Here is a 12,112-nt window from a genome sequence, read left to right as displayed (position 1 = left end):
ACTATGATTAGTACAACGAGAAGTCGCATAATCGTAATACTTACCTTTGTGCTGACATTAATAGCAGCAATTGTTGCCATTGGACTTGGAAGTGTCCATATTACAATTCCAGATATAATTACAACGATATTTAATGGCCGTACAGATGAAGGGGTTTATACAACGATCATTTGGGATATTCGACTGCCACGTGTGTTACTAGCATTAATTATTGGTGCTAATATTGCGATTTCGGGTGCGCTACTACAGGCGGTAATGGGTAATCCATTAGCTGATCCAGGATTAACAGGTGTAACGAGTGGTGCTGCTGCCTTCGTGCTACTCATTATGTTAGCGAATCCAGAATTCACAAATTATATACCGATAGCAGCCTTTGTAGGGGGCTTACTTGCTGCGACAATTGTCTATGCATTAGCGTGGCGTCGTTCAGGTATATCACCCATCACTATTATTTTATCAGGTGTGGCAGTCAATGCTTTAGGGGGCGGCATTATTGGTTTCTTATCCATTATGTATAGCGACCGCCTCCCATCTGCTGTGCAATGGTTAAATGGCAGTCTAGCAGCAAAAGGCAATGCCTCGCTACAGATGATTTATCCTTACGCTATTGTGGGGTGGATCATTTCAATCTTTGCTATTCGCAAGGCAAATATTATCCGCTTAGGCGATCAAGTGGCAGTCAATCTCGGTGAAAATGTAACACGTATTCGTATTATGTTATCTATTTTAGCGGTATTTCTAGCGGCTATTTCAGTAGCGGCTATCGGTATGATTGGTTTTGTCGGCTTGATCGTTCCACATATGGCACGCATGCTTGTAGGCTCAGACTATAAGTACATGCTACCGATGAGCATGGCGATGGGGGCAATTATCTTACTCATTGCAGATACCGGAGGACGAACATTATTTGCGCCACTCGATATTCCAGCGGGGATTATTATGGCAGTAATTGGTGGACCATATTTCTTATATTTAATGCGAAAGAGGGCGTTTTAAATGTTAAAAATTGAACAGCTATCTGTCCGTTATGAGCAAAAAGAAGTTGTCCATAATTTTTCATTTGAAGTCAATAAAGGAGAGGTATTATCCATCATCGGGCCGAATGGCTCTGGCAAGTCTACGATACTAAAGGCTATAGCACGTATGCAGCCTTATAGTGGTGGCACTATTACCTTTAATGGTGAAAATATACGTCGCCTTTCGTCTAAAGAAATTGCCCAGAAAATGTGTATACTTAGCCAACGCAATCAAGCACCAGCAGATATTACTGTGCGAAATTTAGTCGCTTACGGTCGGTATCCACATAAAAAATGGTTTGAACGTTTAAATGCAGAAGATGAGAAAATCATTGATTGGGCATTAGAGAGAACGCAACTATCACATTATCGCGATCAACCGATTGCAGCGTTATCAGGTGGCGAATCTCAACGCGCATGGATTGCGATGGCATTGACACAACGACCACAAATTTTATTGTTAGATGAGCCTACGACCTATTTAGATATAGCGCATCAACATGAAGTATTAGAATTAGTACGAGAACTCAATCGTGAAATGGGAATGACGGTTGTTATGGTGCTGCACGATCTCAATCAAGCATCTAGTTATAGTGACCAAATTGTCGTTGTCAAAGATGGTTATCGAGCTCAAATGGGTACACCAGAAGATGTGATGACAGAACAAATGATTCAGCAAATTTATCGGATGGAAGCAGAAATTCAATATGTTTCATGGGATTCTGCTCCACGAATTCAATTAAAAAGTACTGTGAAGGCATAGGAGGAATTACAATGCAAAAGGAATTAAACATGGAGCAAGTTAAACAAGATTACGAAACATTTATACAAGCTAAAAAAGGTTGTGTGTTAAGCTTTGTAGATGCAGACGGTAAGCCTTTCAGCAGTACAACACCATTTGTGCGGCTAAATGGGAAATTTTACGTTTACATTAGTCGTGTTGCTGAGCATTTTAAACTAATGGAGCAAGCTCAATTTGTAGATTTAATATGTGTAGCAGACGAGCCAGTAACAGCCAACCCATTTGCTCCAGAACGTGCCCGTTGGCAGTGTACACCAAGCTATTTAGGAAATGAAGGCCATGAGGACGTATTTGCCTTATTTGATGAAGTGCAAAATGCTAAAATGATGCAATTGTTACGTACACTAGATTTTTCATTATTTGAGTTAACACCTTTAGAAGGTCGCTATGTTGTCGGCTTTGGTAAAGCATTTGATATTGATGTGACAACAGACACATTAAAGCATGTTGTGATTGATAAAAAATAATTGCCCTTTCAGCATCACTTTATAATTAAAACATACAAGCCCTAGCACGTTTTTACGTGACAGGGCTTGTTTCGCATTGGCCATGCATTATCATCATTATCCTAGATGCTCTCATCATCTTACTTGCAAGCTTCTATCTCGTGCCGAGATTTTACATCTGTTGCACTGTGTTTCCTACCGCATTATTCCCCATCTCTAGCCCTCTGTAAAATCAAAACGTCGCCCTTCTTTGCTTCATTTCTATTTGAAGTTAACGGCATCAAAATGCCCTTTTTGTCATTCTGTTATTCCTCATTATTACGCTGAAATCTTCATCGCTCAATCTCTACGCAAGAATTCCCTTTTTCGTCAATTTGTCGAGTTGCGTCACATTAAGTATCCTTATTTTTATTTCCCTTTGCTTAAACGACATCTGTGTCGGTTTTTATCAATAATATATATTCGACAATATCTTTGCCCAATAGCGATATTTCACCGCCTGCTTTTTCCGCTTCTTTGCGCATGTATATTCTTTTAATAACTATAAAATGGAAATGTTTTACCAGTGTGTTCGACTGGCATGGACGATGGCGGCTCCAACTTAGAATGTAGCGATATAGCAAAGCAAGTAGCTATTTAGTGTAAAAATATGTAAATGTTAACTATAGACAGTTCGGTCAAAAGTTGCAACTTTGAAGTACTTGCAGGAGGGGGCACGATTTGCAAAAACTCGGCATATATTGGGTTAACGGCTCAAGGAGGGAGATGAGGCATGCTATTATCTGAAATGGTGGATAAAGAGTTAATTCAAGTTGAAGGTGGTGTACATTTTGGCATACTGGCACACACAGAATGCCTATTAGATGTGCAAACAGGTAAGATACATGGCTTTGAGATTATTAAAGAAAAATTGCCATTCCAAAAAAAGAAAGTGAAAGTTAGTGAAATGATCCCTTGGCATGAAATTATCTTAATTGGTGAAGACCGTATTTTATTTAACAAAACAACGACAGTACAGTCTGAATTTTTACAGTGAGGTGAGCTTTTGGAAAACGAAAAATGGCTGGTAATCGGCGAGGATTCAAGATTAAAGGAATTAGCAACGATGCTACGAAGTCCTTCAAGAACAGTATTTTATAAAAGAACTTCCGTTTGGAATGAGGAGTTAAATAAACTTGTGTTAGAGTTCCAGCCTAATAAAATTGTTCTACCGATTCTACCGTTAAAAATAGAAGTGGAACAATTGTATGGCATATCACAAGTGAAGTTTTATACTGGGCGATTGACGATGCATTGGAAGCAATTACTAGAAAAAAATGAAACGAATAACTATTTACAACAAGAGTCCTTTATATGGCAAAATGCTAGATTGACGGCAGAGGGATTTATCGCCACGTTTTACGGACTCGAGCAGAAATGTATTTACGGACAAAACTTTACTATCGCAGGCTTTGGACGCATCGCCAAAATGCTCGCATCTTTACTCGTAAAGATGGGTGCTAATGTGCATATTGTCGCGCGTTCAGTGGTACAAGTGAGTGAAGCAAAGGCATATGGTTATAAGGCCTCTGATTTGGACGATCGAAAATGGTCAGTCCATGATGGAATTTTCATTAATACGATTCCAGCTAAGTGGATTACAGATTCGTTTTTGGAACACGTGCCAGCGGTGCTATATGATTTAGCTTCAGAACCAGGCTGTTTAGATATTGATGCTGACCAGTTACAGACATATGTGCTATTGCCATCATTACCTGGGAAATACTTTGCGCATGATGCGGCAGAAATTTTGTGCAAGGCAATAGAGGAGGAAGAAAATTGCTGACGGGGAAACGAATTGGTTTAGGTATTACAGCTTCACATTGTACGTACGAGGATGTTGTCCCCAAAATTCAAAATTTTATTGATGCTGGGGCTACCGTGGTTCCGATTATTACCCATTCTGTATTACATGCCGCTACACGTTTTGGTACAGGAGAAGAATGGATTGCAAAAATAGAAGGATTGACAGGTGAGAAGGTTATTTCTTCGATTAAAGAAGCAGAACCATTTGGTCCTTCCAATCCATTGGATGCCATGGTTATCGCACCGATGACTGGAAATAGTATTAGTAAATTTGCCAATGCTGCTACAGATAGCCCTGTGTTGATGGCTGCTAAGGCAACATTGCGCAATGGTTCGCCTGTAGTGCTAGGCATTTCCACAAATGATGCGCTCGGTTTAAATGGCATTAATATTATGAAACTGCTCAATGCGAAAAACATTTACTTTATTCCATTCGGTCAAGATTCTCCACATGGAAAACCGAATTCATTAATTGCTGATTTTAATCAAATGGTCGATACGGTACATGCAGCAATTACGCAAAAAAAACAATTACAGCCACTATTGATACAATATTTCAAATAAATCCATTAATTGCTCACAATTTTCAGTATTTTTATGATACAATATCACACATTATGGAACTTGTATTCGAGGAGAGATGATAGATGACTAAGCAGTTAACAGTTGCAGTTGTAGGGGCAACAGGAGCAGTAGGTTCAAAAATGATGGAACAACTAATTAAACGAAAATTTCCAATCGGGCATATTAAGTTTTTAGCGTCTGCACGTTCTGCAGGAAAACCAATCGAATTTAATGGTAAGACATATACAATTGAAGAAGCGACACCAGAAGCTTTTGAAGGCGTCAATGTCGCTTTATTCTCTGCGGGTGGTTCAGTATCGGCAGTGCTTGCGCCTGAAGCGGCTAAACGCGGGGCAGTAGTCATTGACAATACGAGCCACTTCCGTATGGATCCAGAGGTACCGCTCGTGGTACCTGAAGTGAATCGCGGCGATCTTGCAAAACATAAAGGTATTATTGCCAATCCAAACTGCTCGACTATTCAAATGGTGGCAGCACTTGAACCAATCCGTACAGCATTTGGTTTAACAAAGGTATTAGTTTCAACATACCAAGCAGTTTCGGGTGCAGGTATTTCAGCAATTGAAGAGCTCAAAACACAAAGCGCAAACTGGGATGCAGGTAAGGATGTAGAAGCGAATATTTTACCAAGTGGTGGCGACAAACGTCATTTCCCAATTGCTCGTAATGTCATTCCCCAAATTGATAAATTTACAGACAATGGCTTTACATACGAAGAAATGAAAATGATCAATGAAACGAAGAAAATTATGCATGCACCGGAACTAAAAGTAGCTGCTACTTGTGTACGTGTACCAGTTGTTTCAGGGCACTCTGAATCGGTTTATATTGAAGTAGAGAAGGAAACTTCAGTGGAAGGGATTTTCGAAGTATTACGCGATGCACCTGGAATTGTATTACAGGATGATATCGCAACACAAACTTACCCAATGCCGATTTATGCTGAAGGGGAAGATGCTACTTTTGTAGGACGTATCCGTCAAGACTTAGACAATAAAAAAGGATTCCATCTATGGATCGTATCAGATAATTTATTAAAAGGCGCTGCATTGAACTCTATCCAAATTGCAGAAGCAATGCTTGAGGATAACTTACTATAAGAGGGGTGTAAGGATGAATTTAGGTCGAATAGGAACGGCGATGATTACGCCGTTTAAAGAAGATGGCACGATTAATTATCCAGAACTAGAGCGTATCATTAATTATTTAATAGAAAATGGTACTGATTGTATTGTTGCATGTGGCACAACCTCTGAAAACCCAACTATGACCACAGAAGAAAAAATAGAAGTTGTTCGATTTACAGTAGAGAAAGTAGCAGGACGTGTACCAGTGATTGCAGGTACGGGGGACAATGAAACGGCTTATTCTATCGCCATGACGCATAAAGCCGAGGAAAATGGCGCGGATGGTATTATGTTAGTAGCACCTTATTATAATAAGCCGAATCAGCGCGGTATTTATGCCCACTTTGAGACAATTGCGAGAGAAACAAGACTACCGGTTATGCTTTATAATGTACCGGGACGTACAGGCATCAATGTGGCCTATGAAACGTCTGTTGATTTAAGTAAAATTCCGAATATCTCATGGATTAAAGAGGCAAGCGGAAATTTAGATCAGATGGGCGATATTATTGAAAACGTTGAAGCAGCGGATGATTTCTTAGTATATAGTGGTGATGATGGATTAACATTACCGTTGCTTGCAATTGGTGGGGCAGGAGTTATTTCTGTTGCCTCTCATGTTGTCGGAAATGATATGCAGTTAATGATTAAATTGTTCGAAGAAGGTCAACACGAGCAAGCTGCAAAAATTCATCGAGCATTATTACCGCTCGTACGTGCGTTGTTTGCTCAACCGAATCCGTCACCAGTAAAATACGCTATGACGAAACTAGGCTTTGATACATTGAACGTTCGTCTACCAATGGTAGAAATGACAGATGAAGAGAAAGCTAACTTTGATTTAGTATGGGAAACCTACCAAGAAAAAGCGAAATACTTTAGAGCACTAGTAAAATAAATGGAACTAAAGACAAACTCCAACAAGAGTTTGTCTTTAGTTTTTTATTTATGGTGTCAGGCACCGAAACAATTCTGAAAATTCATGGTTGTAATGGACGGAAAATCTTGCGCCTAACGCATGTAACATAACAAGCAACGAACCGTGTGCAGGCAAGCGTTGGGCTTACGATGTGCTGAGTAGAAAATAGCAGTCGATTTTTTCACTAGAGGATGTAAAATAATCGCAATACCTACATTTTTAATTTGTGCAAAAGCTTTGCAAACCGTATAATGAAAATAAGTGGTTGCTGTTCGGGATATTTTTTAGGAGGAAATAAATTGACAAAAAAGAAAAATGAACTAATTCGTATCATCCCACTAGGTGGTGTGGGCGAAATCGGAAAAGCAATGTGCGTAGTAGAAATTGACGAAGAGCTATTTGTTGTAGATAGCGGCTTAATGTTCCCAGAAGACGAGATGCTGGGCATTGACATCGTAATTCCTGATATTACGTATTTAGAAGAAAACAAAGAGCGTGTAAAAGGGATTTTCTTAACACACGGTCATGAGGATGCCATTGGTTCGATCGCTTATATTTTACAAAAAGTGAAAGCGCCAGTGTACGGCTCAAAACTAACAATTGCGCTAGCAAAAGAACATTTAAAAGAATTACCTGCTCCACATCAGGTGAAATTCTTTGAAGTAACAAATCGAAGCCGTATGAATTTCAATTCTACGTATGTGACATTCTTCCATACAACACATAGTATTCCCGATTCATTAGGGGTTGTGTTCCATACTTCAGAAGGTGCGATTGTTCATACTGGAGAATTTAAATTTGACCAATCTGCTACAGGTAAATTCAAGCCTGATTTAGCAAAAATGGCGCAGTTAGGTGAAGAAGGCGTATTTATTTTACTATCTGAATCCTGTGAAGCAGAGCGACCAGGCTATACGACATCTGAGATTGTGATTGAGGAACAACTTTCAAAAACATTCCATTCGGCACCAGGTCGTATTTTAGTTGCTGTATATGCCTCTAATTTCATTCGTATTCAACAAGTATTAACGCAAGCTCAAAAATCGTTCCGCAAAGTGGTTATTGTAGGGAAGCCTTTAGAAAAAGCGGTCGATTTAGGTGTTCAGCTAGGTTATTTAACGGCTGATGAAGATACAATTATACCTATCTCTGAAATGCAAAAATATCAAGAAGAAGAAATTATTATTATTGCAACAGGTAATAGAGGCGAACCATTAGATGCACTGGAAAAAATCGTTCGTAAGCATCATCGAGACATTAAAATTAAACAAAATGATACAGTACTTATTACGTTTACACCGTCACCTGGTATGGAAGTTCAAATGGCGAACACAATGAATTCCATTGCAAAAGCGGGAGCAGAAATTTTAACATCGAGCAAAAATGTTCATGTTTCTGGTCACGGTAGCCAAGAGGATTTAAAGTTAATGCTAAATTTAATGCAGCCGAAATACTTTATTCCTGTTCAAGGTGAATATCGCATGCTGATTGCACACTCTAAATTAGCGCAACAGTTAGGTATGCAAAAGTCACAAATTTTCATTGCCGATAAAGGTGATATTGTTGAATATAAAAACGGTAAAATGCGGATGAGTGGTCGTGTACAAGCTGGCAATATTTTGATTGACGGTATCGGTGTAGGCGATGTTGGAAACATTGTTTTACGCGATCGTAAATTACTATCGCAGGATGGTATTTTCATTGTAGTTGTAACATTAAACCGTGCACAAAAGAAAATTGCATCAGGTCCTGAAATTTTATCGCGTGGTTTCGTCTATGTTCGTGAATCAGAGCAATTGATGGTAGAAGCATCAGAAATTGCGAAAAACGTTATTGAAAAATACGTTGGTAAAGATACATTCGAATGGACAAACATTAAACAAGAAATTCGAGATACATTGAATACTTATTTATTCCAAAAAACGAAGCGCCGCCCAATGATTATCCCAATTATTATGGAATATTAAAACGTTAACCAACGCTTTTTAAGGCTGTTAACTTTGTAGCGAAGGAGAAAGGATTTTCTAACCGATGAAAACGGTGGAAAATCCTTTTTTTGCAATAAACGAGTTCTACATGTTATTATTCGCTACATATATAGAATGGATTGCAAAAGAAGGTGAAAAAGATGGCAAGTAGTAAAAGAAGAAAAGTGACGAAAGCAAAACCAAAACCAACATCCGATAAAAAAGAAATGCATCCGCTTATGTACGAAATTTTAGGGCTCATCTTAATCGCGATTGCGGTCATTATGATTTTTGAATATGGCATGATCGGTCGTATTTTACAAACAATTGCCATGTTTCTTTTAGGAAACTTACATTTTACAGTGCCATTTATGCTGATATTTGTTGCATTGCTGCTCATGATTGGACAGAAAAAAGTTAGCATGAAGGATCGCCTCATCGTAGGGATGCTTCTTATTGTGATGAGCTTAACGATTTTTAGTCATGGTATTTTATTTGAGCAATTATCGAAATCCGGTGGTTTATTATCGGAGTCTGTTCTGCGAGAGTCATGGCGTATTTTAATTAATACTGATGGTGTAGTTCACAGAAGTAATGCACTAGGTGGTGGAATGGTAGGTGCGCTATTATTTAGCGGTCTCCATGTATTATTTGAAGCGACAGGGGCAAAAGTGGTTGCCTGGGTTATTTTCTTTATTGGCTTAATTTTAGTGACGGGCAAGGCACTAGTGCCGTATTTAGCTGCAAAAATGCCTGTCCTTTTTGGGAAATGGCAAAAAAAACAGCAAGAAAAGAAAAAAAATGCGCCAAAGAAAGTCAAACGTCGTCGTTCGCGTGCAGAGAGTACGACAGACGAAGTTGCAGCTGTTGACCATGTCCAAGAAAATCATGAAGAAGAGGAAGTCTCTCATGAGCCAATTATCTCTGCCTTCACACAAAATGTGTCGCATGAGCGAGAACAGGCGCCTACAATGGAAGAGCATATAGAAAACGAAGATGGGGCGCTTATAGATGATGTCCATATTGAGCATGCAGAAGCTGTTGAAAATGCAGATTATCAGCTTCCATCTTTCAGTTTGTTGCAAATGCCGCCACAGCATGACCAAAGTGGAGAATACTCGGTTATTCAGGCAAATGCGAAAAAGCTAGAGCAAACATTACAAAGTTTTGGTGTCAAAGCAAAAGTGACGCAAGTTCATTTAGGGCCAGCTGTCACGAAGTATGAGATTTTACCGGATATTGGCGTGAAAGTCAGTAAAATTGTCAACTTACAAGATGACCTTGCTTTAGCGCTTGCCGCAAAGGATATTCGAATGGAGGCACCGATTCCTGGGAAATCGGCCATCGGTATTGAGGTGCCGAATAGTGAGGTGGCCATCGTGACATTGCGAGAAGTATTAGAATCAAAAGATGGCGCCAAACCAGAAGCTTTATTGCAAGTAGCATTAGGTCGTGATATTACTGGACAAGCGGTATTAGCAGAGCTCAATAAAATGCCCCATTTACTTGTCGCTGGTTCTACGGGCAGCGGGAAAAGTGTGTGTATAAATGGCATTGTGGTATCCATACTAATGCGGACAAAGCCACATGAAGTCAAACTGATGATGATTGACCCGAAAATGGTGGAATTAAACGTTTATAATGGCATTCCCCATTTATTAGCTCCAGTAGTGACCGATGCTCGCAAGGCATCGCAAGCACTGAAAAAAGTCGTATCAGAAATGGAACGACGCTATGATCTATTTTCACATACGGGTACTCGAAATATTGAGGGCTATAATAGCCATGTCCAAAAGTTCAATGAACAAACGGAAGAAAAACATCCAAAATTGCCTTATATTGTGGTTATTGTTGATGAGTTAGCCGATTTAATGATGGTTGCCTCAAATGATGTGGAAGATTCTATTACGCGTTTGGCACAAATGGCTCGTGCTGCTGGTATTCATTTAATTTTAGCAACGCAAAGACCAAGTGTAGACGTGCTAACAGGCGTTATTAAGGCGAACATCCCGTCTCGTATCGCCTTTGCAGTATCATCCGCAATTGATTCGAGAACGATTTTAGATATGGGTGGAGCAGAGCGTTTATTAGGTCGTGGCGATATGTTATTTTTACCAGCTGGTGCCTCAAAACCGAAACGTGTGCAAGGTGCATTTTTATCAGATCAGGAAGTTGAAGCGGTCGTTGATTTTGTTATAGAACAACAAAAAGCACAGTACCAAGAAGAGATGATTCCGACTGAAGAAGAGACCGTTTTAGAAGAAACGGATGAATTATTTGACGAAGCAGTGCAATTAGTGGTCAATATGCAGACAGCTTCTGTGTCGATGTTACAACGTCGCTTCCGTATCGGCTATTCTCGTGCTGCGCGTATCGTCGATCAGATGGAACAACGCGGTATTGTCGGGCCTCCAGAGGGTAGTAAGCCTCGACAAGTACTGATTCACCAGTACGATAATTAATTACTAAATAAGGAAATATGACTAGTTTTTTCTGGAATTATGTCCAAATGTTTGACGCGAAATTAAAGAAAGAATGATTTCTATAATTGATTTTGCTTAAAATAGTTTATTTCATTCTGCAAAAATGTTATATTTATGAACGATTAGTAGGAATGTTGTACATCAGATGTCTGATCTCTGATTTTGGTGGTGATTTATGTGACTATTAAAGCAGATCATCGTCATCTCTATCTTCAAGTAATTGATCGTTTAAAGTCTGACATCGAGACGGGTGTTTTCAAAGAAAATGAAAAACTTCCTTCAGAGTTTGAATTATCGAAATCACTAGGAGTAAGTCGAGCAACACTTAGAGAGGCGCTTCGACTGTTGGAAGAGGAAAATGTGATCGTGCGTCGACACGGGGTTGGCACATTTGTGAACCCTAAGCCTTTATTTACATCGGGCATCGAGCATTTATCAAGTATTTCTTCTATGATCGAAACGGCAGGAATGGAACCGGGGTCTAAGTTTTTAAAGGCCACGGAGAATATCCCTTCTGATGAAGATTTAAAACGCTTCCAATGTGATGGCGAAGATAAAATACTCACGATTGAACGTGTCAGAACAGCGGATGGTGAGCCAGTCGTTTATTGTATCGATAAATTACCAGCCAGCTTCCTGCCTACTGACTTTGTTGACAAAAAAGAAGTTTCACTTTTCTCTGCACTTGAGCAATCGGGGAAAATTCACGTAGCCTATGCTGTGACCTTTATTGATCCAGTTGGCTATCATGAGCAAGCGTCACCGATTTTAAATTGTGGTCGTGAAACAGCTCTTTTAGTATTGAAGCAGCTCCATTACGATGACAATGATCAAGTAGTGTTGTATTCAAAGAATTATTTCCGAGCTGATAAATTCAGCTTCCATGTAGTACGTAAACGGGTGTAGAACATTTCTAAATTAT

At 39.4% G+C, this 12,112-nt stretch carries 11 protein-coding genes; all 11 read left to right on the top strand.

The window, feature by feature from the left end; genetic code table 11:
- Positions 1–3: 3 nt before the first annotated feature.
- The gene (locus tag ACIQXI_RS11450; protein ID WP_402924706.1) at positions 4–996 is read left to right on the top strand and encodes a FecCD family ABC transporter permease; all 993 of its coding nucleotides are present in this window, start codon (positions 4–6) and stop codon (positions 994–996) included.
- Positions 997–1,779 (top strand): ABC transporter ATP-binding protein, encoded by a 783-nt coding sequence (locus tag ACIQXI_RS11445; RefSeq protein WP_402924704.1) that lies wholly within the window; start codon positions 997–999, stop codon positions 1,777–1,779. It begins immediately after the preceding gene.
- A gap of 11 nt (positions 1,780–1,790) precedes the next feature.
- Complete coding sequence (locus tag ACIQXI_RS11440) at positions 1,791–2,285, top strand: pyridoxamine 5'-phosphate oxidase family protein (protein ID WP_402924701.1); 495 nt, start codon at positions 1,791–1,793, stop codon at positions 2,283–2,285.
- 751 nt (positions 2,286–3,036) lie between these two features.
- Positions 3,037–3,300 carry a YlmC/YmxH family sporulation protein gene (locus ACIQXI_RS11435; protein ID WP_173477709.1) on the top strand — a complete coding sequence of 88 codons (264 nt, stop codon included), beginning with the start codon at positions 3,037–3,039 and terminating at the stop codon, positions 3,298–3,300.
- 9 nt (positions 3,301–3,309) lie between these two features.
- Positions 3,310–4,089 (top strand): dipicolinate synthase, encoded by a 780-nt coding sequence (locus ACIQXI_RS11430; protein WP_402924699.1) that lies wholly within the window; start codon positions 3,310–3,312, stop codon positions 4,087–4,089.
- The gene (locus ACIQXI_RS11425) at positions 4,083–4,673 is read left to right on the top strand and encodes a dipicolinate synthase subunit B (protein ID WP_402924696.1); all 591 of its coding nucleotides are present in this window, start codon (positions 4,083–4,085) and stop codon (positions 4,671–4,673) included. The genes ACIQXI_RS11430 and ACIQXI_RS11425 overlap by 7 nt, the downstream gene beginning before the upstream one ends.
- Positions 4,674–4,756: 83 nt before the next feature.
- Positions 4,757–5,794: an aspartate-semialdehyde dehydrogenase gene (locus ACIQXI_RS11420; protein WP_402924693.1), complete on the top strand. Its 1,038-nt coding sequence runs from the start codon at positions 4,757–4,759 to the stop codon at positions 5,792–5,794.
- A 13-nt stretch (positions 5,795–5,807) separates the two neighbouring features.
- Positions 5,808–6,719, top strand: coding sequence for a 4-hydroxy-tetrahydrodipicolinate synthase (gene dapA / locus ACIQXI_RS11415; protein ID WP_402924690.1), 912 nt, complete (start codon positions 5,808–5,810; stop codon positions 6,717–6,719).
- Positions 6,720–7,039: 320 nt separating this feature from the next.
- On the top strand, positions 7,040–8,707 hold the full coding sequence (locus ACIQXI_RS11410; protein WP_402924688.1) for a ribonuclease J: 1,668 nt from the start codon (positions 7,040–7,042) through the stop codon (positions 8,705–8,707).
- Positions 8,708–8,868: 161 nt separating this feature from the next.
- A complete protein-coding gene (locus tag ACIQXI_RS11405) occupies positions 8,869–11,169 on the top strand; it encodes an FtsK/SpoIIIE family DNA translocase (protein WP_402924687.1) in 2,301 nt (766 codons plus the stop codon).
- A 198-nt stretch (positions 11,170–11,367) separates the two neighbouring features.
- Positions 11,368–12,096 carry a GntR family transcriptional regulator gene (locus ACIQXI_RS11400; protein ID WP_402924684.1) on the top strand — a complete coding sequence of 243 codons (729 nt, stop codon included), beginning with the start codon at positions 11,368–11,370 and terminating at the stop codon, positions 12,094–12,096.
- Positions 12,097–12,112 lie beyond the last annotated feature (16 nt).

The sequence above is a fragment of the Lysinibacillus sp. NPDC097195 genome (assembly GCF_044762075.1).
Taxonomy (GTDB): domain Bacteria; phylum Bacillota; class Bacilli; order Bacillales_A; family Planococcaceae; genus Lysinibacillus.
The sequence above is the reverse complement of the archived record's forward strand: the minus strand, read 5'-3'. Positions and strand labels throughout refer to the sequence as shown.

Excerpts from the sequence above, each read along its gene's own strand:
- ACIQXI_RS11450 (WP_402924706.1), top strand. The coding sequence starts at position 4 with ATGATTAGTACAACGAGAAGTCGCATAATCGTAATACTTACCTTTGTG.
- ACIQXI_RS11445 (WP_402924704.1), top strand. The coding sequence starts at position 997 with ATGTTAAAAATTGAACAGCTATCTGTCCGTTATGAGCAAAAAGAAGTT.
- ACIQXI_RS11440 (WP_402924701.1), top strand. The coding sequence starts at position 1,791 with ATGCAAAAGGAATTAAACATGGAGCAAGTTAAACAAGATTACGAAACA.
- ACIQXI_RS11435 (WP_173477709.1), top strand. The coding sequence starts at position 3,037 with ATGCTATTATCTGAAATGGTGGATAAAGAGTTAATTCAAGTTGAAGGT.
- ACIQXI_RS11420 (WP_402924693.1), top strand. The coding sequence starts at position 4,757 with ATGACTAAGCAGTTAACAGTTGCAGTTGTAGGGGCAACAGGAGCAGTA.
- dapA (WP_402924690.1), top strand. The coding sequence starts at position 5,808 with ATGAATTTAGGTCGAATAGGAACGGCGATGATTACGCCGTTTAAAGAA.
- ACIQXI_RS11405 (WP_402924687.1), top strand. The coding sequence starts at position 8,869 with ATGGCAAGTAGTAAAAGAAGAAAAGTGACGAAAGCAAAACCAAAACCA.